At 56.5% G+C, this 25928-nt stretch carries 19 protein-coding genes; 2 read left to right on the top strand and 17 right to left on the bottom strand.

Features of this window, described 5'->3' with window-relative positions; translation table 11 throughout:
- Positions 1 to 34: 34 nt before the first annotated feature.
- On the bottom strand, positions 35 to 1501 hold the full coding sequence (guaB, locus tag F3J26_RS00500; protein ID WP_008459401.1) for an IMP dehydrogenase: 1467 nt from the start codon (positions 1499 to 1501) through the stop codon (positions 35 to 37).
- 170 nt (positions 1502 to 1671) lie between these two features.
- Between guaB and xseA the strand changes: the two genes are divergently transcribed.
- On the top strand, positions 1672 to 3057 hold the full coding sequence (xseA, locus tag F3J26_RS00495) for an exodeoxyribonuclease VII large subunit (protein WP_166990485.1): 1386 nt from the start codon (positions 1672 to 1674) through the stop codon (positions 3055 to 3057).
- A 5-nt stretch (positions 3058 to 3062) separates the two neighbouring features.
- Here the strand turns inward: xseA and F3J26_RS00490 are convergent, their stop codons facing one another.
- The 11 genes from F3J26_RS00490 to F3J26_RS00440 form a co-directional block, all read right to left on the bottom strand.
- Positions 3063 to 3284: a YfgJ family double zinc ribbon protein gene (locus F3J26_RS00490; RefSeq protein WP_166990482.1), complete on the bottom strand. Its 222-nt coding sequence runs from the start codon at positions 3282 to 3284 to the stop codon at positions 3063 to 3065.
- 47 nt (positions 3285 to 3331) lie between these two features.
- Complete coding sequence (gene der, locus F3J26_RS00485) at positions 3332 to 4837, bottom strand: ribosome biogenesis GTPase Der (RefSeq protein ID WP_008459404.1); 1506 nt, start codon at positions 4835 to 4837, stop codon at positions 3332 to 3334.
- A 123-nt stretch (positions 4838 to 4960) separates the two neighbouring features.
- A complete protein-coding gene (gene bamB / locus F3J26_RS00480) occupies positions 4961 to 6142 on the bottom strand; it encodes an outer membrane protein assembly factor BamB (RefSeq protein WP_008459405.1) in 1182 nt (393 codons plus the stop codon).
- Positions 6143 to 6152: 10 nt separating this feature from the next.
- Entirely contained in the window at positions 6153 to 6773 is a 621-nt protein-coding gene (locus tag F3J26_RS00475; protein WP_008459406.1) for a YfgM family protein, read from the bottom strand.
- A 35-nt stretch (positions 6774 to 6808) separates the two neighbouring features.
- Positions 6809 to 8083 carry a histidine--tRNA ligase gene (gene hisS, locus F3J26_RS00470; RefSeq protein ID WP_166990479.1) on the bottom strand — a complete coding sequence of 425 codons (1275 nt, stop codon included), beginning with the start codon at positions 8081 to 8083 and terminating at the stop codon, positions 6809 to 6811.
- Between the two features lie 115 nt (positions 8084 to 8198).
- A complete protein-coding gene (gene ispG / locus F3J26_RS00465) occupies positions 8199 to 9320 on the bottom strand; it encodes a flavodoxin-dependent (E)-4-hydroxy-3-methylbut-2-enyl-diphosphate synthase (protein ID WP_008459408.1) in 1122 nt (373 codons plus the stop codon).
- 38 nt (positions 9321 to 9358) lie between these two features.
- Positions 9359 to 10354 carry a cytoskeleton protein RodZ gene (gene rodZ, locus F3J26_RS00460; RefSeq protein ID WP_166990476.1) on the bottom strand — a complete coding sequence of 332 codons (996 nt, stop codon included), beginning with the start codon at positions 10352 to 10354 and terminating at the stop codon, positions 9359 to 9361.
- A 422-nt stretch (positions 10355 to 10776) separates the two neighbouring features.
- The gene (rlmN, locus tag F3J26_RS00455) at positions 10777 to 11940 is read right to left on the bottom strand and encodes a dual-specificity RNA methyltransferase RlmN (protein WP_008459410.1); all 1164 of its coding nucleotides are present in this window, start codon (positions 11938 to 11940) and stop codon (positions 10777 to 10779) included.
- A gap of 178 nt (positions 11941 to 12118) precedes the next feature.
- On the bottom strand, positions 12119 to 12550 hold the full coding sequence (ndk, locus tag F3J26_RS00450; protein WP_039296136.1) for a nucleoside-diphosphate kinase: 432 nt from the start codon (positions 12548 to 12550) through the stop codon (positions 12119 to 12121).
- A 169-nt stretch (positions 12551 to 12719) separates the two neighbouring features.
- Positions 12720 to 15047, bottom strand: coding sequence for a peptidoglycan glycosyltransferase PbpC (gene pbpC, locus F3J26_RS00445; RefSeq protein ID WP_166990473.1), 2328 nt, complete (start codon positions 15045 to 15047; stop codon positions 12720 to 12722).
- An 11-nt stretch (positions 15048 to 15058) separates the two neighbouring features.
- Positions 15059 to 20035 (bottom strand): alpha-2-macroglobulin family protein, encoded by a 4977-nt coding sequence (locus F3J26_RS00440; RefSeq protein ID WP_166990470.1) that lies wholly within the window; start codon positions 20033 to 20035, stop codon positions 15059 to 15061.
- Positions 20036 to 20274: 239 nt separating this feature from the next.
- Here F3J26_RS00440 and sseA point away from each other — a divergent pair, with 239 nt between their 5' ends.
- Positions 20275 to 21123 (top strand): 3-mercaptopyruvate sulfurtransferase, encoded by an 849-nt coding sequence (gene sseA / locus F3J26_RS00435; protein ID WP_166990467.1) that lies wholly within the window; start codon positions 20275 to 20277, stop codon positions 21121 to 21123.
- Between the two features lie 50 nt (positions 21124 to 21173).
- On the opposite strand, the gene sseB is transcribed toward sseA, so the two are convergent.
- From sseB to hscA, 5 genes are all read right to left on the bottom strand, one after another.
- Positions 21174 to 21950 (bottom strand): enhanced serine sensitivity protein SseB, encoded by a 777-nt coding sequence (gene sseB / locus F3J26_RS00430; RefSeq protein WP_166990464.1) that lies wholly within the window; start codon positions 21948 to 21950, stop codon positions 21174 to 21176.
- 208 nt (positions 21951 to 22158) lie between these two features.
- A complete protein-coding gene (gene pepB, locus F3J26_RS00425; protein WP_008459420.1) occupies positions 22159 to 23445 on the bottom strand; it encodes an aminopeptidase PepB in 1287 nt (428 codons plus the stop codon).
- A gap of 66 nt (positions 23446 to 23511) precedes the next feature.
- Positions 23512 to 23712 carry a Fe-S cluster assembly protein IscX gene (gene iscX / locus F3J26_RS00420; protein ID WP_016537752.1) on the bottom strand — a complete coding sequence of 67 codons (201 nt, stop codon included), beginning with the start codon at positions 23710 to 23712 and terminating at the stop codon, positions 23512 to 23514.
- 11 nt (positions 23713 to 23723) lie between these two features.
- On the bottom strand, positions 23724 to 24059 hold the full coding sequence (gene fdx / locus F3J26_RS00415) for an ISC system 2Fe-2S type ferredoxin (protein ID WP_008459424.1): 336 nt from the start codon (positions 24057 to 24059) through the stop codon (positions 23724 to 23726).
- A 1-nt stretch (position 24060) separates the two neighbouring features.
- Positions 24061 to 25911 (bottom strand): Fe-S protein assembly chaperone HscA, encoded by a 1851-nt coding sequence (gene hscA / locus F3J26_RS00410; RefSeq protein WP_166990461.1) that lies wholly within the window; start codon positions 25909 to 25911, stop codon positions 24061 to 24063.
- Between the last annotated feature and the right edge of the window lie 17 nt (positions 25912 to 25928).

Below are 25928 nucleotides of genomic sequence, written 5' to 3'. Positions count from 1 at the left end.
AAAAACACCCGGCATAAAGCCGGGTGCATAAAGATTAAGAACCCATACGGTAGTTCGGGGACTCTTTGGTGATCGTCACGTCGTGAACGTGGCTTTCCTGGATGCCCGCGCCGCTGATACGTACGAATTCTGCTTTGGTGCGCAGCAAGTCGATAGTACCACAGCCGGTCAGGCCCATGCAGGAACGCAGGCCACCCATCTGCTGATGAACGATCTCTTTCAGACGGCCTTTGTACGCTACGCGACCTTCGATACCTTCCGGCACCAGTTTGTCTGCAGCGTTGTCGGTCTGGAAGTAACGGTCAGAAGAGCCTTTGGACATCGCGCCCAGAGAACCCATGCCGCGGTAAGATTTGAACGCACGGCCCTGGTACAGTTCGATTTCGCCCGGAGATTCTTCGGTACCTGCCAGCATACCGCCAACCATGACAGCAGCTGCACCAGCGGCGATGGCTTTCGCGATGTCACCGGAGAAGCGGATACCGCCGTCAGCGATAACCGGAATACCGGTGCCTTCCAGCGCTTCAACCGCGTCAGCCACGGCGGTGATCTGCGGTACACCTACGCCGGTAACAATACGAGTGGTACAGATGGAGCCAGGACCGATCCCAACCTTCACCGCGCTGCAGCCAGCTTCGGCCAGGGCGCGAGCACCAGCGGCGGTTGCTACGTTACCGCCGATGATTTGCAGGTCAGGATATTTAGCACGGGTTTCACGAATACGTTGCAGAACGCCTTCGGAGTGGCCGTGAGAGGAGTCAATCAGCAGAATATCAACGCCAGCAGCGACCAGCGCGTCAACGCGCTCTTCGTTGCCTGCGCCTGCGCCAACCGCAGCCCCAACGCGCAGACGGCCCTGCTCATCTTTACAGGCGTTAGGTTTACGCTCTGCTTTCTGGAAGTCTTTTACGGTGATCATGCCGCGCAGGTGGAAGCCAGCGTCTACAACCAGCGCTTTCTCAACGCGTTTTTCGTGCATTTTAGACAGCACGACGTCGCGCGCTTCGCCCTCTTTCACGGTAACCAGACGCTCTTTCGGGGTCATGTACACGCTAACTGGCTGGGCCAGGTCGGTCACAAAGCGCACGTCACGACCGGTGATGATACCCACCAGCTCGTTGTCTTCGGTGACGACCGGGTAGCCGGCAAAGCCGTTACGCTCGGTTAATTCTTTCACTTCACGCAGGGTGGTGGTTGGCAGCACGGTTTGCGGGTCAGTAACCACGCCACTTTCGTGTTTCTTCACGCGCTTAACTTCTTCAGCCTGGCGCTCAATGGACATGTTTTTGTGAATGAAACCAAGGCCACCTTCCTGCGCCAGAGCGATAGCCAGACGCGCTTCCGTCACGGTATCCATCGCTGCGGACAGCATAGGGATATTCAGACGAATAGTTTTGGTCAGCTGAGTGCTGAGGTCGGCCGTGTTCGGCAGAACGGTGGAATGAGCGGGAACGAGGAGAACGTCGTCAAACGTCAGTGCTTCTTTAGCGATACGTAGCATGGCAATATCTCAACCTGGGGGTGAATGAGAACAGATAAAATATTGCCGCGGCATTATACAGAGCGTAAGCGATTGCATCCACACTTTTTTCGCAAAACTCCTTGCTAATAGCGAAACGGAAGGTACTATCGACCTAATAACCTGCTGATTTAGAATTTGATCCAGCTCACATGTCGACACAAAATTCCCCCTCAATTTTTACCGTTTCTCGCCTGAATCAGACGGTGCGTTTGCTGCTTGAGCAGGAAATGGGGCAGGTCTGGATCAGCGGTGAAATCTCTAACTTAAGCCAGCCTTCATCGGGCCACTGGTACTTCACGCTAAAGGACGATACCGCCCAGGTGCGCTGCGCGATGTTCCGCAACAGCAACCGCCGCGTGACCTTCCGCCCGCAGCACGGCCAGCAGGTGTTAGTGCGCGCTAACATCACGCTTTACGAACCGCGCGGCGACTACCAGATCATTGTCGAAAGCATGCAGCCCGCCGGTGAAGGGCTGTTGCAGCAGCAGTACGAGCAGTTGAAACAGAAGCTGAGCGCCGAAGGGCTTTTCGACCCGTTGCACAAGCAGCCCCTGCCCGCTCCGGCTCGCCAGGTCGGCGTGATTACCTCTAAAACTGGTGCGGCCCTGCATGACGTGCTGCATGTATTACAGCGCCGCGATCCGTCGCTGCCGGTCATCATCTACCCGACCGCCGTTCAGGGCGCAGACGCCCCGCTGCAGATTGTGCGCGCCATTGAGTTAGCCAACCTGCGCAACGAATGTGACGTGCTGATTGTCGGGCGCGGCGGCGGCTCGCTGGAAGACCTGTGGAGCTTTAACGATGAGCGGGTTGCACGGGCAATTTTCGCAAGCAAGATCCCCGTCGTTAGTGCCGTAGGGCATGAAACTGACGTCACGATCGCCGATTTTGTCGCTGATTTACGTGCGCCGACGCCGTCCGCCGCAGCAGAAATCGTCAGCCGTAATCAGACGGAGTTACTGCGCCAAATCCAGTCCCAGCAGCAGCGTATGGAAATGGCGATGGACTATTACCTCGCCCAGCGCTCACGGCGGTTTACCCAGCTACACCACCGCCTGCAGCAGCAGCATCCTCAGCTACGTTTAGCCCGCCAGCAAACCACGCTTGAGCGCCTGCGCCAGCGTCTGACCGTGGCAATGGACGGCAAAATGCGCCGGGCGAGTCAGCAGCAGCTGCGCCTTAGCCAGCGCCTGAACCAGCAGCAGCCTCAGCCCCGCATTCACCGCGCCCAGTCTCGCTTACAGCAGCTGGAATACCGCCTGTCGCAGTTAGTAAGCGCTCAGCTTAGCCAGACGAAACAACGCTTTGGCACCGCGCTCGCCCAGCTGGAAGCCGTCAGCCCGCTGGCGACGCTCGCGCGCGGCTACAGCGTGACCACCGCCGAAGACGGCAAAGTGCTGAAGAAAACCAAACAGGTGAAGTCTGGGGACACGCTAACCACGCGTCTGGATGACGGCTGGGTCGAAAGTCAGGTGACAGGCATTAAGCCGGTGAAAGCGCCGCGGAAACGTAAGCCCGCAGCGAAAGACAAATAAGCCACTCAGAGTGCGGCGGGCACAAACTCTACGCGCTTTTTAGAAATCAGCCCGTGGCCGTTCTGGCAGAAATAATCCACCGCCCCACACGCTTTCAGCACCTGCAGCGGCTTGTGACAGTCCGGGCAAAGCGCTTCCAGGCGGAAGTCCTTCCCGCAGGCATCGCAGTGCGCCCCATCGTCCGTTTGTTTCAGTTCGTTGTTACACGCCGGGCAATTCAGTTCCATGTGGTATCTCCATAAAGTAAAACGGGAGCTTAATGCTCCCGTCCGAATTACTTACTTTTCTTGATGTGCTTGATGAGACGCTTACGCTTACGCATCTGGTTCGGCGTCAGGGTGTTACGTTTCCCGGCGAACGGGTTCTCCCCTTCCTTGAACTGAATGCGGATTGGCGTCCCCATCACGTCCAGCGATTTGCGGAAGTAGTTCATCAGATAACGCTTGTAGGAATCCGGCAGATCTTTTACCTGGTTGCCGTGAATCACCACGATTGGCGGGTTATAGCCACCGGCGTGCGCGTATTTCAGCTTAACGCGACGGCCACGCACCAGCGGTGGCTGATGGTCTTCTGCCGCCATGTTCATGATGCGGGTCAGCAGCGCGGTGCTTACGCGACGCGTGGAGCTGTCGTAGGCTTCACGCACGGATTCGAACAGGTTACCTACGCCGCTGCCGTGCAAAGCGGAGATGAAGTGCACGCGGGCGAAGTCGATAAAGCCCAGACGGTAGTCCAGCGTCTCTTTCACCTGCTCGCGAACTTCGTTGCTCAGACCATCCCACTTGTTGACCACGATTACCAGTGAGCGCCCACTATTCAGGATGAAGCCCAGCAACGAGAGATCCTGATCGGAAATGCCTTCGCGGGCATCGATAACCAGCAGCACAACGTTCGCATCTTCGATCGCTTGCAGAGTTTTGATTACCGAGAATTTTTCTACCGTGTCAGTAATTTTCCCGCGCTTACGCACGCCCGCAGTATCAATCAGCACGAATTCACGCTCGTCACGCTCCATCGGGATATAGATGCTGTCGCGGGTGGTGCCCGGCATGTCATAAACGACAACGCGTTCTTCGCCGAGGATACGGTTAGTTAGCGTAGACTTACCTACGTTAGGACGGCCAACGATAGCGAGCTTGATAGGCAGATCCTGAGGATTGAAGGCTTCTTCCTCCTCTTCTTCCTCAAACTCTTCGTCATCGGACACAATGCCGTTTTTGGCGTTAAACGCGGCCCAGTAGGCTTCGTCTTCGTCCATCTCTGCCGGCTGTTCGCGCGGGTCGATATCGTCCATCCACGGCACCAGAACGTGTTCCAGCAGGCTGGTCACACCGCGGCCATGGGAAGCCGCAATCGGGTGGATTTCGCCGAGGCCCAGAGAGTAGAAGTCAATCACCGCCTGGTCCGGGTCAAGACCGTCGGTCTTGTTCGCTACCAGGAAAGTTGGCTTCTGGCGGGAGCGCAGGTGCTGAGCGATGGCTTCATCGGCAGGCATCAGGCCCGCACGTGCATCCACCATGAACAGCACAACATCCGCCTCTTCAATCGCCAGCAGCGACTGCTCGGCCATGCGCGTTTCCACACCGTCTTCCGTGCCATCGATACCGCCGGTATCAATACAGATAAACTCGCGGCCTTCGACTTCCGCACGACCGTACTTGCGATCGCGAGTCAGCCCCGGAAAATCCGCAACCAGCGCATCGCGGGTACGCGTTAAGCGGTTAAACAGGGTCGATTTACCGACGTTAGGGCGCCCAACAAGCGCGACCACAGGTACCATTATAAAAGCCTCATTACTCAAAATTTATTAATAAAACAGCGTCAATTTTCGGCTGTTTTTAAAAAGCCAAAACGGCTCCCGAACTACGGGAACCGTTTCAAACGTGACGATTATCCGACAAGTTTAGCGTTTGATGGCGTACAGCGTGCCGTCTTTTGCCTGGATAAGCAGTTTGTCGCTGGCAACCACTGGCGTCGTCTGGAAGCCGGAGCTGTCCACTTTCTGCTGGGCAACAAAGCGCCCATCATCGTTGTTGATCCAGTGCATGTAGCCTTCGCTGTCGCCAACGACCAGGTAGCCATTGTACAGCACTGGCGCGGTCAGGTTGCGGTGCAGCAGATCGCTTTGCGTCCACAGCGTTACGCCGCCGTCTACGTTCAGCGCAACAACGCGGTCATTCTGATCCACCAGGTAAATGCGGTTCCCGTCCACGATGAAGTCGTTCACCGAGCCCATCTCACGTTTCCACATGATCTGGCCGGAACGCAGATCCAGCGCCGTCAGGTTGCCGTTGTAAGCCAGAGCATAAACCACGCCATTCACGATAACCGGCGTAGTATCCACGTCGCTCAGGCGGTCAATTTCTGTCGCGCCAGTCGCCTGGGAGATACGCTGCTGCCAGATAAGCTGGCCCTGCTGCATCAGCACGGCGCTTACGCGGCCGTTATCTCCGCCGACAATAGCGGCACCAAAGGCGGTGGCCGGAGCCGATTCACCGCGCAGAGACAGCGCAGGCATATCGAGGTTAACGCTCCATTTTACCGCGCCGTCAGCTTCGTTCAGCGCCTGCAGCATACCGTTGCTGGTATGAATCAGCACCACGCCGTCGCTCACAACCGGGCGAGACAGCGCTTCGCCAGCCACTTTTGCCTGCCAGGCGATGCTGCCGTCGGAGGTGTTCAGGGCGAAGACTTTCGCTTTTTCGGTGCCAACATAAACGTGGCCGCCGTCAACGGTCAGGCCGCCGGACAGCAGAGCAGGAATATTGCTGGAGAAGAAGCCGGTTTTCTCAGAAAGATCGACCTTCCACTCTTCTTTGCCGTCATCCGCATTCAGCGCTTTCACGATACCGCGACGGTCAGCAGCATAAATGGTGCTGCCCTGCCACGCCGGATGCAGGTTAGAGTAGAAATCACCGATTCCATCACCCACGGAAGTGCTCCACGCTTTTGCCGGAGTGAACTGATTTTCCACCGTTGGCAGCGGGGACATTTTAACCACATCTTCTTCGCCGCTGAACAGGGAGCAGCCGCTGAGCAGCGTCAAGGAGAGCAGCCCAGGCACAAATAGTTTACGCAATTGCATCGGGTCCCTCTTAGCTGGACAAATTATTGATTTTCATCTGCATCATTTCACGCAGGGCCGGAGAAGCATTGGTCTGTGAACCTTTGCTCCACGCATCACGAGCGCCCTGCTTATCCCCTTTACTGAGCAGCGCTTCGCCGCGCAGGTCGGCAACCATCGCTACCCAGCCTTCGCCTTTTACGCTATCCAGGGTTTTCAGCGCGGCATCAGCCTGTTTCTGCTGAATCTGAATGCGAGCCAGACGCAGATTGATCAGCGCCTGCATGTTCGCATCTTTGGTGCTGCTAAGGCCGTTTTGCAGCTGCGTTGCCGCTTTATCCAGCTCGTTTTTATCCACGAACTGCTGCGCCAGCTCTAACGCCGCCAGCGCGCCGTAGGTGTTTTTGTTGTCAGCGGCAAATTTCTCGACCGCTTCCAGCGTTTGCGGCTGGTCTGCTTTCACCGCGCTGGTCACATTCTGGTAAGCCAGGGAGGCTTCACGCATGGAGTCGTCCTGGTGGCCGTTCCAGTAACGCCAGCCCACCAGAGCGCCGATACCCAGCACAACCCCGACTACCAGCGCTTTGCCGTTTTCCGCAAAGAAGCGTTTAACCGCTTCCATCTGATCGTTTTCGTTCTCGTAAACTTCCACGCAGTCCTTCTCCTTAACGAATAATCACCGGGTAATTAACCCAGTAACGCCTGCAGATGGGCGGCAACGTCGGCTTGCGCGACGTTTTGTTGCTCACCTGTGCGTAAATCCTTAACCACGACTTCGCCTTTAGCGACTTCATCTTCGCCCAGCACCAGTGCAACGCGAGCGCCCCACTTGTCGGCACGAACGAACTGCTTCTTGAAGTTACCGCCGCCGTAGTTAGTCATCAATTTCAGGGCCGGCACCTGGTCACGTAGCTTTTCAGCCAGCAGCATTGCCGCGCCCTGCGTTCCCTGACCTGAAGATATCAGGTACATATCGACAACGGATTCTGCTTTAAATTCAGGATTAATCGCCTGAACCAGTAAAACAAGGCGTTCGAGGCCCATGGCAAAGCCAACCGCTGGCGCCGCGCGCCCGCCAAGCTGCTCCACCAGACCATCGTAGCGGCCACCGGCACACACGGTACCCTGAGAGCCCAGGCTATTGGTCACCCACTCAAACACGGTGCGGTTGTAGTAATCCAGGCCGCGAACCAGACGCTGGTTAACGGTGTAAACAATGCCTGCCGCATCCAGGAACTGGCACAGACCGGCGAAATGCTCGCGGGACTCTTCATCCAGGTAATCGCCCAGCTGAGGCGCGTCGTTCAGCAGAGCCTGAACGTCCTGATTTTTGGAGTCCAGCACGCGCAGCGGGTTGCTGTACATGCGGCGTTTGCAGTCTTCGTCCAGCTTCTCTTTATGCTGTTCCAGGAAAGCAACCAGCGCATCACGGTAGTTAGCGCGCGCTTCCAGAGAACCGATGGAGTTCAGCTCCAGGCTGACGTGCTGGTCAATACCCAGCGCGCGCCACCAGCGAGCGGTCAGCATGATAAGCTCGGCGTCGATATCCGGACCGTTCAGGCCAAACACTTCCACACCCAGCTGATTAAACTGGCGGTAACGCCCTTTCTGAGGCCGTTCGTGGCGGAACATCGGCCCGATGTACCACAAACGCTGTTCCTGATTGTACAGAAGACCATGTTCGATACCGGCACGCACGCAGCCCGCGGTGCCCTCAGGACGCAGGGTCAGGCTGTCGCCGTTGCGATCCTCAAAGGTATACATCTCTTTTTCAACCACGTCGGTGACTTCACCGATAGCGCGTTTGAATAACGGGGTCTGCTCTACAATCGGCAAACGGATTTCGCTGTAACCGTAGCTCGCGAGCACCTGCTTAAGAATGCCTTCAATACGCTGCCAGATGGCGGTTTCGCCCGGCAGGTAATCGTTCATGCCGCGAATGGCTTGAATATTTTTTGCCACGTTTGTTCTCTGCTTTATATACAAAAAATGAACCCGAAATCAGGCCACTTACTCAGGTAAACGGCCGTGCGGGCTCAATCATACACGGGAAGCCCTGTGCTTCCCATGCTTCGCATTATTTTTCCAGCTGTTGGATATCAATACGCTGTTTTTCATCCAGCATGCTGGCTTTGGCACGAATACGCGCTTCAAGCTGCGCAATCATGTCGTCGTTGTCCATACGATCTCGCTGGCGGACGCCATCTTCGTAGAAACCACTTTTTTTATTGCCGCCGGTCACCCCAAGCGTGGAAACCAGCGCTTCACCCGGGCCATTCACCACGCAGCCGATAATGGAAACGTCCATCGGGGTGATAATGTCTTCCAGGCGCTGCTCCAGGGCGTTTACCGTCCCGATAACGTCAAACTCCTGACGTGAGCAAGTTGGACAGGCGATAAAGTTGATCCCACGGGAGCGAATGCGCAGCGACTTAAGGATGTCGAAGCCCACTTTGATCTCTTCCACCGGATCTGCCGCCAGGGAAATGCGCAGCGTGTCACCGATCCCTTCAGAGAGCAGCAGCCCGAGGCCGATAGCGGATTTGACAGAACCCGCTCGCGCGCCGCCCGCTTCGGTGATCCCGAGGTGCAGCGGCTGATCGATCTGTTTTGCCAGCAGGCGATAAGACTCAACGGCCAGGAATACGTCTGACGCTTTTACGCTCACCTTAAACTGATCGAAGTTGAGACGATCCAAATGATCGACGTGGCGCATGGCGGATTCGAGCAGCGCCTGAGGCGTCGGCTCGCCGTATTTTTCCTGCAGATCTTTTTCCAGAGAACCGGCATTCACGCCGATACGGATAGGAATGTTTTTATCGCGTGCGCAGTCAACCACCGAGCGAATACGCTCTTCGTTGCCGATGTTGCCGGGGTTAATACGCAGGCAATCAACGCCGTACTCTGCGACTTTAAGCGCAATACGGTAATCGAAGTGAATATCGGCGACCAGCGGGACACTGACCTGTTGCTTGATAAGCTTAAACGCCTCTGCGGCGTCCATTGTCGGCACGGATACACGAACGATGTCGGCACCCACGCGTTCTAATGCTTTGATTTGATTAACCGTGGCTTCCACATCGGTGGTGCGCGTATTGGTCATCGACTGAACGGCGATAGGGGCACCATCGCCGATTGGCACATTACCGACGTAGATCCGCTTGGATTTGCGACGTTGGATGGGTGCGGCATTATGCATGGTAAATCTCCACAATTACGCGTCTGAACTGGCGCTGATTATTCAGCACCGACAGTGAGACGTGCAACCTGGTTAGTTCTGATAAAGCGACTCAGGTCCACAGGTTTGCCCTGATATTGAACCTGTACTGCTGACGGTGCGCCAATTTTCAGTTTATAAGGCGCTTTACCCGCTAAATCGAGCTTCGCATCTTTGCGCTGCAGGCCGCTAAACAGCTTTTTGCCGCTGGCGTCAGTCACTTCCAGCCAGCAGTCAGCGGTGAAGTGCATAGACAGCCCTTGAGAGGCGTCTGCAGTCTGATTCACGCCAGCCTGATCGGTTGGCAGTTGGCCTGCGGTTGGGGCTGGCGTTGTCTGGGCGTTATCAACAGGTGCCTGGCTTGGCGCCACAACGGCAGATTGCTGAGCCGCATTTGCAGTAGCGTTTTGCTGAGCTGGCGCAGAAGAAGAAGCGGTGTTCTCTACTGGCGTAGGCAGTTCAACAGGTTGCGCAGGTGTTGATGTAGTAGATGTTGCATCGGCAGGCGTATCACTGCCGGTGTTCAGCGGCACAGACTGGCCGCCGCTGGTTGAAAGTTCGGTGGAAGATTGATCGGCCATGGTCGACAGCTCTTCCTGCTGCGCTTTGTGATTTTGCCACCACCATGCGCCGGTCAGGCCAATCACCACGAACAGAATCAGCCAGGTAAAGCTCATCAGCCAGCCGTCGCGCTTTTTACGACGCTTACCAAGAGAGAAGCTTTGCATCGGCTCAACTTTGGCTGCCTTAATCGGTGCCTGTTTCGCCATCATCGGCAACAGCTCTTCTTCAGGAATACGAACCAGTCGCGCATAAGAGCGGATATAGCCACGCAGGAAAGTAGACGCCAGCTCGGCAGGCGCCTTGTCGTCTTCGATATCCCTGACGGTGGAAACTTTCAGGCACAGGCGTTCGGCCACAGCCTGCTGGCTGAGCCCCATTTGCTCACGTGCATTACGTAAACGCTGGCCTGTGGTTTGTGCTGCATTTGATTCGTTAGTGGCTTCAGTATTCATTAGCTACAACTGCTGGTACTGTTCAAATTAAAGAATTTGGCACAAGTCCTGTACCGCAGCGTCTCCGCTACGTCAGATTGACTCGCACCGCGAAACAAATCTGATACCTGAAGGCTAGCCCTCAGTAAAAATTCCCGATTCCCGCCATGCTGTTAGCGCTAGCTGGCATTTTTACGGGCTACCGGACTCGCCGGTTAGTTAACCATAGTCAGCCTTTGGCTGGCTGTCCGTTAACTTTACGAAATGGGCACAACTAAACTGTTGTTGCGACGCTACATACTGCCTTAAAGCCGCCAGAAACGCACCGTAATTATTATGCTGAATGATGTATTAGGCCACGTTATTGACTGTTCATGCACTTTTGCCCGTTTTTTATACCGCGCCAGGCACCCTCGCCCAGCGCGGCAAATCGCCATCTACAATCAAACAGCTTTTACGGCAATAGGTTCGCCCTGCATACGTTTACGCATAGTGCGTTTGGTACGGTCGATCACTTCCCCCGCCAACTGACCACATGCCGCGTCGATATCGTCGCCGCGTGTCTTGCGAACAATGGTGGTGAAACCATAGCTCATCAGCACTTTAGAGAAACGATCGATACGGCTGTTGGAGCTGCGGCCGTATGGTGCGCCCGGGAACGGGTTCCATGGAATCAGGTTGATTTTGCATGGCGTATCTTTCAGGCATTCAGCCAGTTGATGCGCATGTTCGGTACCATCATTGACGTGATCCAGCAGAACGTATTCCACCGTGACGCGGCCCTGGTTGGCGTTGGATTTCTCCAGGTAACGACGAACGGCCGCCAGGAAGGTTTCGATGTTGTACTTCTTGTTGATCGGCATGATTTCATCGCGAATATCATCGGTCGGCGCGTGCAGCGAAATTGCCAGCGCGACATCAATCATATCCCCGAGCTTATCCAGTGCGGGTACCACACCAGAGGTAGAAAGCGTGACGCGGCGTTTGGACAGACCAAAGCCAAAGTCGTCGAGCATAATTTCCATTGCCGGAACAACGTTGTTCAGGTTCAGCAGCGGTTCGCCCATGCCCATCATCACCACGTTGGTGATAGGACGCACGCCGGTTTTCTTCTGCGCACCGATAATCTTCGCCGCGCGCCAGACCTGACCAATAATTTCAGACACGCGCAGGTTACGGTTAAAGCCCTGCTGCGCGGTTGAGCAGAATTTACATTCCAGCGCACAGCCAACCTGAGAAGAAACACACAGCGTGGCGCGGTCTTCCTCCGGGATATACACCGTTTCCACCAGCTGGTCGGCAATTTTGATTGCCCACTTGATGGTACCGTCGGCAGAACGTTGCTCTTCAGCAACTTCAGGTGCACGAATCTCGGCGATCTCTTTCAGCTTATTGCGCAGGACCTTGTTGATGTCCGTCATTTCGTCGAAATCATCACTGCAGTAGTGATACATCCACTTCATGACCTGATCTGCACGGAAAGGTTTTTCACCCAGCTCGGCGAAAAACTCGCGCAGCTGCTGGCGGTTGAGATCGAGCAGGTTAATTTTTTCGGCTTTATTGGAAACAACAACAGGTGTTGCTTCAGGCGTGTTCATTTCAGACATAATGTTTTCCGGCCTCGTTGTTACACGTTATGGCCCCTGGAGGGTTAGAAAAAGAAACGCCCCGGTGAGCAGGCTCTTCCGGGGGCGTTGCATTGTACAAATTCTATGGCATAGATGCCACGACTGAAAGCGAACAACTAAGATATTAAGTGTAAATTCGCTTACAGATTTAGAAATATCAACGTGTGCGTGGGCACACTTCGCCTTCGCCGAAGAAGTAGGCGATTTCACGGGCTGCGGATTCTACGGAGTCAGAACCGTGGGTGCCGTTTTCGGTGAAGCTGTCTGCGTAGTCTGCACGCAGAGTACCAGCCAGTGCGTTAGCCGGGTTAGTTGCGCCCAGCAGGTCACGGTGACGCTGCACTGCGTTTTCGCTTTCCAGCACGGAAACAACGATTGGGCCAGAAGTCATGAACTCCACCAGACCGTCGAAGAACGGCTTACCGTCGTGCTCGGCGTAGAAACCACGAGCCTGCTCAACGGTCAGGTGCAGCATTTTTGCGCCAACGATTTTAAACCCTGCAGATTCAAAACGAGCATAAATGTTACCAATAACGTTTTTTGCCACCGCGTTTGGTTTGATGATGGAAAAAGTACGTTCAATAGCCATGATTACCTCTGTAGATGTTCTGTGTGTCCGGGGAAACCCGGTTATGAAATTGGCGCAGATTATAAAGAGCAAGTTTGTCGTTGCCTATGGATGGAGATAACATTTTTTTAAAATAAGATTAGTTTTGGCAACACTATTGCTGCAGCGGGTGAAATTTCACGTTTTGCCGTCACTGCAGGATAAAGGTCGCGCTGGCAACCTGCCCGGACTCATCCATCACCACGACCTGATAGTCGCCCGGTTTATTGAGCATTAAGGCCAGCCCGTCGCCTTTGCTCTCTTCGCTTTCTCCGTTAATGAACCACCACCGCTGGCCCTGCCCGCCCTGGCTGGAAAGCCGTAGCGGGAGCTGCATCTGCCCCGGTAAGCGTTTCAAAATAGTGCCGTCACGCACGCCGAGCAGCAGCAGCGGCGTGGCACTCTCTGTCTGTAGCGGTGGGCAACTGGCTGAAACTGCTGGCAAACGAGCAACACGGCGCTCAGTCGGGGGTAGCCAGGGTTCAAGGGGCAATGGCCAGAGAGCAACTGCCTGTTGAATAGCCCCAGGGCAATCGGCTGCCACTCGCTTACCCTGCGCATCCACCCAAATAAGCTGACGCGTTCCCTGAGCGCCTTCTTGCCCCGGTGCCAGCAGCGTGGGCGGCTGAGCATCGTCCAGAAGCCATGTTGCCAGCCGTCGACGACAGTTCATATCCCCGGCTGGCAATGCCTGGCCGCCAGGCCAGCAGATCTCTGCGGCCGTAACGGAAGTGGGCCGGGGATCGGTCGGTAAATGGAGCTGCTGCACGCGCGAATTAGCCTGCAGCAAATTATTCACCTGATTAAGCAGCGGTACGGCACTCCCTAACCCAAACTGCCCCGCCACCGGCGTGCTATCAGGCCTGCCGGTCCAGATGCCAATCAGATAGCGCGAATTAATGCCTATGGCCCAGGCATCACGATACCCGTAACTGGTCCCGGTTTTCCACGCCAGAGGGACGACGGGAGGTAAAGAAGCATCCGGCTGAGGCTGGGCCTCCCCGGCAAGAATACGGCGAATCACCCACGCAGCTCCCGGCGACATCAGAGGGCGCTCTCGCAGGGCATCACTTTCCAAAACCCGCAACTGAGCGGCCTTGCCATGACGGGCAAACGCGCCGTAGGCTGCCACTATCTGGTCCAGCCTGGCGCCACCGCCCCCAAGAATAAGCGACAGGTTGGGCTCACTGCCCTGAGGAAAGCGAAGATTAAGCCCCACGTTGCCCATCTGCCCGGCAAAACGCTTCGGCCCGTAGGCCTCAAGCACCTGAACAGCAGGTAAATTCAGCGAACGCACCAGGGCATCGCTCATGCTTACCGGCCCGTGAAAACCGGTGTCGAAGTTCCCAGGGCGATAATCGCCGAACCGACGCGGAACGTCCTGCAACAACGACGCCGGATGAATCAGCCCGTCATCCATTGCCATGCCGTAAACAAAAGGCTTTAACACGGACCCCGGCGAGCGAATCGCGGTGATCATATCGACATGCCCAAATCGGCTGTCATCGTTAATATCCGCCGATCCCACCCACGCGCGAACCTGCATTGTAGTGTGATCAACCACCAGCATGGCCAGCGAGGAGCGAGGCGGCAGGCGTGATTTCCAGTTCAGCGCCAGCTCTTCCAGCTGGCGCTGTAAAGGAGCATTTATCGTGGTCGCAATCAACGTTGACTTGCTTTTCGATACCAGTGCCCGCGACAGCAGCGGAGCCAGCTGCGGCATCTGTCGCGGTGCCAGCCAAACAGGCTCCTGCAAAGCCTCATCAATCTGCTTTTGCGACCAGACGCTCTGTTCCGCCATACGGCGTAAAACCTTATCCCGCGCCTGTTGCGCTCGTTCAGGCCAGCGATCGGGCCGCAGGCGGCTGGGAGCCTGAGGCAGCACGGCAAGCAAGGCCGCTTCTGAATAACTTAGCTGCTCAGGCGCTTTTCCAAGATACGCCCAGCTTGCCGCGCCGATCCCCTGTAGTGTGCCGCCAAAGGGGGCACGATTAAGGTAGAGCGTCAGGATCTCCGTTTTGGAAAGATGCCACTCAAGCTGAAAGGCCCGCCAGACCTGACGTATTTTGCCGCCGAGTGTACGAGGATGGGGATCCAATAAGCGGGCAACCTGCATTGTCAGCGTACTGCCACCAGAGATCACTTCCCCATTGCGCAGATCCTGCCAGGCCGCGCGCAAAATAGAGAGCGGATTGACGCCAGGATGATCCCAAAACCAGCGATCCTCATAGCCGATTAGCGCTTCCAGGTAGCGGGGAGAAACCTGATTCAGTGCGACGGGATAACGCCAGATCCCTTCGGCATCAGCAAAACGCCAAAGCGGCGTGCCGTCTGCCGCCACCACCACTCGGGCCGGATTGACCTCTTGCAGCGGCAACGGCCAAAGCTTATCCCCCAGCCAGATAAAAGTGGCAACCAGCAGCGGGACTATCAGCCAGAGATAGCCCCGCCGCCAGCGTAGCCTTGATCCGTTAAGCACCGACGTTCTGCTTACGGCACAACGGTCAACGTGCCGGTACTGCTACCGGTTGCCCGCCACTGCGGAACGTACATGGATTCCACCTGCGGTACGGGCACGGTGTAGCTTCCCGGCGTAACGGCTCGGGCCAGGTAAATAAGCGTCGCATGCTGGCCTTCATTAAGCGGCAATGCGGCCACAAAGCGGTCATCCCTGAACTCCATATGCTGAATGTCCTGCTGCTGCATTTGGTTCAGCAGAGTCTGTACTTCACTCGCGCTGTCCCCCAGGCTGGCGCTGCTGTTAGCCAAATTCTGGTTTTCCAGCTCCAGCCCGGCCGGCAGTAAATCGACGACCAGCGCATCAGGCACGTTCTTGTCTGCCCAAACGTCCAGCCAGACCATAACCAGCTCACCGCTTTTCAGTGAAGAAAGCCGCCGGGTGTTGCCTTTCGCATCAAGGAAGTGGCGTTCAATATGCAGCACATTGCTGTAGGGAGCCGGTGCCTGCTGCGGATATCCCGCGCTGTCGAGGCGCAAATAGAGGCTGCTCATCCCGGTGTTGGTCACCTGCAGATCAGAAAGCAGCTGCGCGCTCAGATTGCGCGTTACCGACTGACTGGATGCCAGTGGCTGTGCACCTAGCGATGTTTGCGCCTGCCAGTCGCCTTTCACGTTTTGCAGACCGTGACCGGCAATAAACAACGCATTGGTTTCCTGAGTGGATAACCAACGCTGGCTCCAGGCCAAATCAGACAGCTCAAGCAGTAGCTGGTTTTGAGCGTCGGGTAGCAGCTTATTCTCTTCCAGCAGGCTCAGCATCATCGCTTTATCCCGCAGTTCGCTGCCGTAATCCGCCATCCAGATCTGTTTATCACTGCGCTGAGTTTTCAGCCCCAAAGCAATCGCTTGTTGGCTGCGAGGTTCATCCCCCATGAGCTTCAGGGCCACGCCCAACTGCACGAGAGGCAGCCCGGCACGAGTCTGCTCGCGGCGCTGCCAAAGCTCGCGCAATGCCCCAAGGGGCGCTTTTTGCTGGCGAGCCAGCACCAGCCCGGCATAGGTCTGTACCGCAAAGCGGCTGGCCGGAGCGTCGTCACTGTAGCGTAAGGCAATCAAACCCGGATCCTGCAGATAGCGCAGCAGGCGCTGATTGGCCTTGCTGAGTGCATCCGCATTGACGCTGTAACCCTGTTCGCCAGCTCGCACCAGGAAGTCGGTCACGTAGGCCGTCAGCCAGTATTCTTCCGGCCCTGCTTTATCCCACAGCCCAAAAGCGCCATTGTCATTTTGCATCTCAAGCAGGCGGGCAATCCCTACATCAATGGCGTTCCGGCGCTGCTGGTCGGTAATACCTTTGATACCCAGCGCATTAAGTTCAGCTTCATTGGTGTACAGAGACGGGAACAGACCGCTGGTCGTTTGCTCAAGGCAGCCATACGGATAGGCTTTTAGCTCACGAATGTAACGCGCCAGGTTCAGTGGCGGACGCCCACTCAGCAGCAGCTGCCCTTCCAGGGTAGATTCAGCAATGCCGGACAGATGCTTAGGCGGAAGCGTCCATGTCTCTCCCGGTTTAACCACGGCACCGCTGTTCACCGTCTGCGCAGGGAATGCAGGACGAACGGCGATTTTCCACTGTTTCATTGGGTCAGCCAGCGTTTCACCCGGCAGTGCGAGGCCGTTAATCACGGCTTTGATTTCACCGTCACCGAAACCTTCCAGCGCACGTACGGGAATGAACAGCGTGCCGCGAGCACCAGGCGCCAGCTTCACGTCCATCGTCGACGCGCCATTGAGCGCTAACAGCCCCTGAGCGCTGAGTACCACGCTAAGCTGCTGGGGCCTGTCCGTCAGGTTAGTAAGATCCAGCGCGAGGCGGCTGGTATCGCCACTCGCCATAAACCTCGGCGCGGCCAGTTCGCTCACCAGCGGCGCGGCAACCGTGACTTTTTCTTCGCTATTACCAAAGCGATCGTCGGTCCAGGCCTGCGCCATAACCCGCAACTCGCCGTTGAAATCACCAATCGGCAGCGTCACCGTTCCTTCGCCGTTTTCATCCAGCGCAACCGGTTGGGCTTGCTGAGCGATGATAGTGACATGATTCACCGGCTTTTTACCGCCGCGACTAAGCTCATCGCCTTCATCGCCGTCACCGCCGAAGCGCAAAGCAGCCAGTCGCCCTTCGCCTTCAATCACCTGACCGTAAATGTCATAGATATCTGCCCCATAGCGCTTGCGTCCAAAGAAGGCGTCCCACGGATCCGGCGTTTTGTAATCGGTGATATTCAGCACACCGCTGTCCACGGCGGACAGCAGCACGTTAATCTGCTTCGGCACTTCGCCATTTTTCACGCTGGCCTTCACCTTCACGGTCAGGTTTTGGTTAGGCCGCATTTTGGCTGGATTTTGCAACGTCAGATCGAGACGGCGGCTCTCGTCTCCTAGCGGCAGATGAAGGATCCCGACCGCGCGCTTAGGCGTGGCGGAACGCGCCTTGTCTCCGGGGCGAATAACAACGGTGCTTAAGTAAAGATCGTGCCGCTGCCAGCGCTTATCCACCGGAATGGCAAGATCCATGCCGCCTGCCGGAACATCAATTTCTTTCCACCACAGTGGGCCGTCACTGGATTCCACCAGCGCATAGCCTTTACCTGCGGCAGGCGCGGCAATATGCAGATTGATGGTATCGCCAGCTTTGTAAGACGGTTTATCTATTTTTAGCGTTACCCTGTCCGGGCGCACTGCACCGGTGCCATCGCTGTTATCCTGCCAGCTGTAACCTGCCCAGAAACGCAGGCTACTGACAAGGTTGCTCTCAGGATCTCGAACTTCCAGGCGGTACGAGCCCCACTCTACCGGGAAGGCAACTTTGCCGGTTTCTCCGGCAGCCAGCGTCAACTTCTGCTCGGCTTCCACCAGATCTTTTTGATCGTACTGAGACCGCCAGCCTTCACTTTCTTCCCAGCTCCAGTAGTAGTCCCGGCGCTCACGAATCAGGCGCACGTCCAGATCGCTTACCGCCAGCTTTTCCCCCTGCGCATCGGCATACACAATGTCGAAACCTGCGCTGCTGTCTTCATCGACGATGGGCTGAGTGTGGGTAGTGTCGGTCCGGTAGTCATAAACCTCTTTGCTGGAAAATTGAGGGCGGATCCCAGGCATTGCCTGAGCTGGCCAGATAGCCTGCTCAACGCGGCGTGTCACCGGGCGACCGCCGGACTCCAGCAGGCTAGCCTGCAAAATAAGGCGCAGAGGAGAATGCGCGTCCCCCCACTGGCTTTCCGCGCTGACGGTCGTGTGCCCTTGTTCATCCAGCGTTAGCTCAACGGCATCCAGGCTACGGGAAAGGTTTTGCTCATTGATATCGCCGAACTGGAACCCAGGCAGCTTTGCAACGGCATCACGTAAAGGGCGCAGGAATAGCTGCCCCTGAAGGCTGTTACCCGCGGCTGGCGCACCGTAGAGATAGCGCCCGGTAACGTCGAAATTGACGGTATCTTCAGGCGCTATCGGCGCTATCGGCGCGCTCTGCGCCGTGAGATTCAGCGCCATACGCTCCGGCATGAAGTCTTCAACTTTAAATGTCCAGATACGCGGCTGGTTATCCCCGGTGTTGACCCGCATTTGCCAGTTACCGGTTGCCGCGCTTTCGCTCAGAGGCCAGGTAAATTGATAAAGTCCGTTGGCAGACTGCCACACTTCGGTGCGGGTAACCTGGCCGTCCGGTTTTACGACCTCAAGCTTCACCGGCTGCGGCGGGAGCGGTTTGCCATCCCCATCCCTGAGCAGGGCATTCACGATGACAGACTCTCCGGGGCGATAGAGATCTCTTGGGCCAAACATGAAGAACTGTTTGCTGTAGCCTTGCTCACCGGCAATATCAAACTCCGCCAGATCCAGAGCCGGGCGGCTGAGATCGAGCAGCGTGGTTTGCTCCCCATTGCGCGCCAGCAGCAGCGTGCCTTTGTTCAGCTTCTCAAGCGTGGCATGCCCGTCACTATCACTTTTCGTTTGCCCTACCGTTTGGCCTTTTTCGTTCAACAGCGCAATCTCCACACCCGACTGCGCGGCACCGTTCTCCAGGCTTTGAGTAAAGACGTCAATTCTGTCGTGGTAGCGATGCACCGAAACACCAACATCACTCAGCGTGAACAGGGTTGCAGCATTGCTGTAGGCGTAATGCCCGGCCTGGCTCATGATAGCGAGATAGACGCCGGGCTGCTGGAGAGGTTTGATATCACCCAGCGGCAGCATTAGCTTCTCACGGGTATTTCGCGCAGGATTTAGGTCAAAACGCCCGGTGTAAACCAAGTCAGCCAGATTCAGCAGATTGTCAGATTCCCAGTTTGAAACCGAGTTACGGTACTGCCACTGGCTGACAAACGCGCTTAGGGAGCTGTCTTTAATGCGATAAAAGTTAACGTCAACGTTATCGACGTTAAGCGCCATCACCGGCAACCCCGCAATCACTTTAGTCGGCAGCAAGGAGCCCCGGCTGGCAAAGCCAACGCTCGGCTGAATATCACGCGTGGCAATTTGCTTTTCAAAGCCATCTTCGAACGTCGCTTTATTGAGCGCGAGCAGCCCGCTGTCTACGGTCACAATCAGCGTGCGTTTGGGCTCCAGATGCCGCAGACGAAGTTCTTTTAGGTCGCTGGAAAGCTCCCAGGCACCGTCCACTTTGCCGCTGGTTTTATCCACGAGATGGGCAACTTTATTGAAGTCCTGATTGGGGTCGAGCGGAATCGAGAAGGTCAGCACTAACGTACTGGCACCGTCCAGCTGAACTTCAGAGGCATCGAGCAGCTTCAGCGGCTTCCCCGCAGACTGCTGAGCCAGTTTTTCCAGTTGAGCTGCATCCGGTTTAGTTTCAGCCTTACTGTTTTGTTCCGCAGCTGCAGAGGCGGTGGGCTGAACGGTTTGCTGATTGTTTTTATCGTCACAGCCGGAAAGCGCAAGCAGGCCGCAAACCAGTACGGCAAGGCTCGTCAAACGTAGTGCATTCATTCTTTCATCCCTGGCCAATAAGGGCCGCCAAACATTACGTAGAGCAAGTATTATGCGGATTAGCCAGAAAAGCGAAAGTCGGAATACTCTGCCTTGCGCGAAGCCTCGCAGGCGGCAGTAAATTTGCGGGTGTATTCATTAAGTTTTACGAAGTATCTCGCGGTGTCGGGCAAGGCCGCTTGCCGGGTTATAGAAAAACACCGACAATCCATTTTTCTTTGATGAACCGGAGGCTCATTGTGTCCACCTCTTTCTTCGTCGCGAGCGACTGGCTCGCAGAACATATTAACGATGACGATATCCAGATTTTAGATGCCCGTATGGCTCCAGCAGGCCAGGAAGCACTTCGCGATATGCCTGCGGAGTACCGTGCCGGGCATCTGCCAGGTGCGGCCTATTTCGACATTGAAGCACTCTCCGATCACACAAGCCCTCTTCCTCATATGATGCCACGTGCAGAAGCGTTTGCCGTTGCTATGCGCGAGCTTGGCGTTAGCAGTGACAAGCATTTGGTGGTTTACGACGAAGGTAACCTGTTCTCCGCGCCTCGTGCCTGGTGGATGCTGCGCACCTTCGGCGTCGAGAGAGTGTCCATTCTGGCCGGTGGGCTGGCGGAGTGGCAGCGTGAAGCATTGCCGCTGGAACAAGGGGACGTGGATCTACCGGAAGGTGAGTTCGACGTTAACTTCGACCCACTGGTTATCAAACGCCTGACGGACGTGCTGCTGGTCAGTCACGAAGGCACTGCACAGATTGTGGATGCCCGCCCTGCTCCGCGTTTCAACGCGCTGGCCGATGAGCCACGCCCGGGCCTGAAACGCGGCCATATTCCAGGGGCGCTTAACGTGCCGTGGGTGGACCTGGTAGAAAACGGTCAACTGAAGACTACGGACAAACTGAGCGAGATCTTCGAACGCCAGGGCGTGAGCTTTGAGCGGCCAATTATTGCCAGCTGTGGTTCAGGCGTTACCGCCGCCGTTGTGGTGCTGGCGCTGACCACGCTGGGCGTGAACGGCGTGTCGCTTTACGATGGTTCGTGGAGTGAATGGGGTGCTCGCCCAGACCTGCCCGTTGAGCCTGCACAATAAATACAAAAAGGGAGGCACTGCGCCTCCCTTAGAATATGTATAACCGGCCGTTAAATAATGCGGTTTTGCTTGAAGTCGCGCAGGAAGCTGCCCCAGCGGCGTTCATAGAACGGCGTGATGTGGGCAATCATAAAGTGGCTGATACCCTTCTCGCCTTCAACAACCTGGCAGATATCAACCGGCTCATCGCCCGGCAACGTATCGGTGGCTACGCTTCCGGCCTGACGAATAATCGCCTCGATGTCGCCGTCGGCCTCAATGCCAATCAGCAGGTTTGGCTCTTCGTCCGTCTGTTCTTTAATGGAGCAGATAAACGCACGTTTGACCGTTTTCAGGTTTTTAAACAACGTGGTCAGAGAGTCAACCATCTGCGCTGGCGGTTCAGCAACTTCGGAAAGCAGCAATGAAGTACCGCCCTCCAGCACTTCCTGCTGGCTCAGTGGATCGCTTTCCGCGCTGACCAGATGGCTGATTTCATTTGGCGTAAATTCTTTGCCTGTCGGCAGTTTGGCGTTGAGGAACAGCGCTTCACCCAGCGTCATTTCAAATAAAGTGCGCACGGGCATTACCACAAACGCCTGCTCGTGACTGACCGCTTCCTGCAAAGCTTCCAGAGAGGTGAAGAAAGGGATCACCGAAGTGCCGTCTTCTTTTTCCCAGTGCTGCAGTTCAACCGCGCTATCGGCGTCAATCGCTTCACCTTCTGCCGCATTGCCCGGCACCCAAACGGTGGATTCCAGCAGGGTGCGGAAAAATGCCGGGCGATGCGCCGGCTCGGTTGCCGCCTGCTCAAGCAGGGTTTCTAATTCGTTCTTTATTTCTGACATTGTGATTCCGGGATAAAGCTTAAGGGGTTTACCCTCACCCTAACCCTCTCCCTGGAAGGAAGAGGGAACAGTTCTGAGTCTCTTTCCTGAAAGAGAGAGAAGAACCACTCAAAGTGTCTCCCCTTCCAGAGAGACTGTCGGTGTTAACTTCCCCCGAACTTTTTTCTCCCTCTCCCCTATGGGGAGAGGGCCGGGGTGAGGGGCAATATTACTTAGCTAACAGCAGATTGGCGATCGCACGCACGCCAAGACCGGTCGCACCAGCAGACCACTGCTCAACGGCACCTTTACGGTAAGTCGCAGAACAGTCAACGTGCAGCCAGCCTTCGTGGTAGTTTTCCACAAAGTGAGACAGGAAACCTGCCGCCGTGCTCGCTCCCGCAGGGTAAGAGGCGTTCGCGGTATTGTTCAGTTCGGCGAAGTTAGACGGCAGCTGGCTGCGGTGGAATTCAGCCAGCGGCAGGCGCCAGAACGGCTCGTTTTCTTCCGCCGCGCTTGCCAGCAGGCGGGCAGCCAGCTTGTCATCAAAGCTGAACAGCGCATGGTAGTCGTTACCCAGGGCCGTTTTTGCTGCCCCGGTCAGGGTCGCGCAGTCGATGATCAGCTCTGGTTTCTGTGCTGCGGCGTCAATCAGGCCATCAGCCAGCACCAGTCGCCCTTCGGCATCGGTGTTCATCACTTCAACGGTTTTGCCGTTGCGGTAGGTGATGATGTCACCCAGCTTCATGGCGTTGCCGCTGATCATGTTATCCGCACAGCAAAGGAACAGCTTAACGCGCTTGTTCAGGCCACGAGTGATGGCCAGAGCCAGTGCGCCAGTGATAGTCGCGGCGCCACCCATATCGGATTTCATGGAATCCATAAACGCGGTCTGCTTGATGCTGTAGCCGCCGGAGTCAAAGGTAATGCCCTTCCCGACCAGGCTCGCATAAACCGGTGCATCCGGATTGCCGGTTGGGTTGTAGTCCAGCGCCAGCAGCACAGGGGCACGGTCTGAGCCACGGCCAACGGTGTGGATACCGGCATAGTTCTGCTCACGCAGGTCTTCACCCTTGGTGATGCGGTAAGAAACGTGGTCGCAGGCGACATCGCACAGCAGATCTACCGCGCGGGAAGCAAGCTGCTCAGGGCCAAGCTCTTCGGCCGGGGTGTTGATGGTATGGCGAACCCAGTCGATCACTTTCAGGCGGTTATCCAGCTCTTTCTGCTCGGTTTCGCTCAGCACCGCCCAGTCAATTTTGCGGGTGCCTTTTGGGGCACGATAGCCCTGCCAGAAAGCCCAGCTTTTCTCAACGTCCCAGCCTTCACCAGCCAGTTGGACGTGCTTCAGCCCCTGGCCGTCAATTTTACGCGCCGCGCGCTGGATCAGACCGAGATCGTCTTTGCCGGTCAGGTGTAGGGTAATGCCGTCATTGTTAATGCTATACGTCGCCTTTTCGCCCCAGCGTGCGTCCGCTGGCTGCGTGGAAAGGGTGATTTTCATGGCTTCAGTCATTTTCCAATCCTTCATTATTCAGCACAGGCAAAATGCAAAAACGGGCCGCCCAAGGCAGCCCGTGTATCATTCAGCTTCATCTAACCAGACAAGTAAAATCGCTTCCAGTACTTTCTCGTTAGAAGCGTTCGGATCGTCATCAAACTCTTCCAGCTCGCAGATCCACTGGTGCATATCGGTGAAACGCACCGTCTTAGGATCGAGATCCGGGCGGCTGTCGTACAGCGCCTCGCCGATTTCGCGGCTGTCGGTCCACTTCAGTCCCATGGCGGCTCCCGTTAGTGTTCGCGTGCGTGGTTAATGGTGTAACGCGGCATCTCAACCACCAGATCTTCGTCGCTGACGCGAGCCTGGCAGCTCAGACGGCTTTCCGGCTCCAGACCCCATGCTTTATCCAGCATGTCGTCTTCGTCTTCGGTGCTTTCCGCGAGGGAATCAAAACCTTCACGCACTACGCAGTGGCAGGTGGTGCAGGCGCAGGACTTCTCACAGGCGTGTTCAATCTCAATGCCGTTGCGCAGCGCAACGTCGAGAATGGTTTCACCTTGCTTCGCTTCCAGAACTGCGCCATCCGGACACAGGTCCTGATGAGGCAGAAAAACAATCTTTGGCATATTAAACCTCGTCCACAGAATGGCCGGTCAGCGCTTTACGGATCGATTGATCCATACGACGAGCGGCGAATTCCTGGGTTTGCTTGTCTACGTTTTTGATTTCATTTTGAATAGCGTCGGCATCTTCGCCTGCGGCAGCAGCGCTTAACGCGGCCATCGCGGCATCAATCTCGGCACGCTCTGCGGCGCTTAGCAGCGCGGCATCCGCCGTCAACGCGCTGGTCAAACTTTCCAGCACGCGGGCAGCTTCGACTTTTTGCTCGGCCAGCATGCGTGCCTGCACGTCATGCTCGGCGTAACTCATGGAATCCTGAATCATACTGGCAATTTCACCATCGCTCAGGCCATAAGAAGGTTTCACCTGGATTGAAGATTCAACGCCGGTGGATTTTTCCATCGCCGTCACGCTCAGCAGGCCATCGGCATCGACCTGGAAGGTGACGCGAATGTGGGCTCCGCCCGCGGACATTGCCGGGATGCCGCGCAGCGTAAAGCGCGCCAGAGAACGACAGTCCTGAACGAGTTCACGCTCGCCCTGCAGCACGTGGATAGCCATCGCTGTCTGGCCGTCTTTGAAGGTGGTGAATTCCTGCGCGCGGGCCACCGGGATGGTGGTGTTACGCGGGATAACCTTCTCGACCAGGCCGCCCATCGTTTCCAGGCCAAGGGACAACGGAATCACATCCAGCAGCAGCATTTCACTGTCCGGCTTGTTGCCCACCAGAATATCGGCCTGAATGGCCGCGCCGATGGCAACAACTTTATCCGGGTCGATAGAGGTTAACGGCATGCGGCCAAAGAACTCGCCTACGCGCTCACGCACCAACGGTACGCGGGTTGAGCCGCCGACCATCACCACTTCCAGTACATCTTCTGCTTCCACGCCCGCGTCTTTCAACGCGCGACGGCAGGACAGCAACGTCCGTTTAACCAGAGAAGAGATAAGCTCGTTGAACTGCTCGCGGGTGACCTCGCCCTGCCAGCCAGCCACTTCTACACTAGCGGTGGCGGCATCGCTAAGCGCGATTTTGGCGGCGATGGCGGCGTCCAGAAGCTGGCGCTGCACGCGGTCGTCGCTACGGTCGGCAATCCCGGCCTGCTCACGCAGCCAGTCGGCCAGAAGATGGTCGAAGTCATCGCCGCCCAGCGCGGAATCACCGCCAGTAGCCAGCACTTCAAAAACACCGCGGCTCAGGCGCAGGATGGAGATGTCAAACGTCCCACCGCCCAGATCGTAAACGGCAATAACGCCTTCTTTACCGGAATCCAGGCCGTAGGCTATCGCCGCGGCGGTAGGTTCGTTCAGCAAACGAAGAACGTGCAGCCCGGCAAGGCGAGCAGCGTCTTTGGTGCCCTGGCGCTGCGCATCGTCAAAATAGGCTGGCACCGTGATCACCACGCCATCCAGTTCCCCTTCCAGGGTTTCACTGGCTCGCGCGGAGAGCGATTTCAGAATGTCGGCAGAGATGCGTACCGGGTTCAGCAGGCCAGCAGGCGTTTCAATCATCGGCAGGCCGTTTTCACTGGCCTGCAGGCGATACGGAAGATGAGGATAACGCGTCTGGATGTCCGCCAGAGAGCGGCCCATCATACGTTTTACCGAGCTAATGGTATTCGCGGGCTCCTGCGCGGCAAGCGCGCGAGCGTCAAAACCAACGATATGCTCTTGCTGCTGATAATGCACCACGGAAGGCAGCAGGTGGCGGCCTTCATGGTCGGCAAGGGTTTCGGCCTGGCCGCTGCGAACGGTAGCCACCAGCGAGTTGGTGGTGCCAAGGTCGATGCCCGCAGCCAGCCTGCGCTGGTGCGGCGCTGCCATCATGCCAGGCTCACTAATTTGTAATAAGGCCATGTATCGCTTCCAAAAAT

The sequence above is a fragment of the Enterobacter sp. Ap-867 genome (genome assembly GCF_011752855.1).
Classification (GTDB): domain Bacteria; phylum Pseudomonadota; class Gammaproteobacteria; order Enterobacterales; family Enterobacteriaceae; genus Cedecea.
Note: the sequence above shows the minus strand (reverse complement) of the source record. Positions and strands in the feature narration are given on the sequence as shown.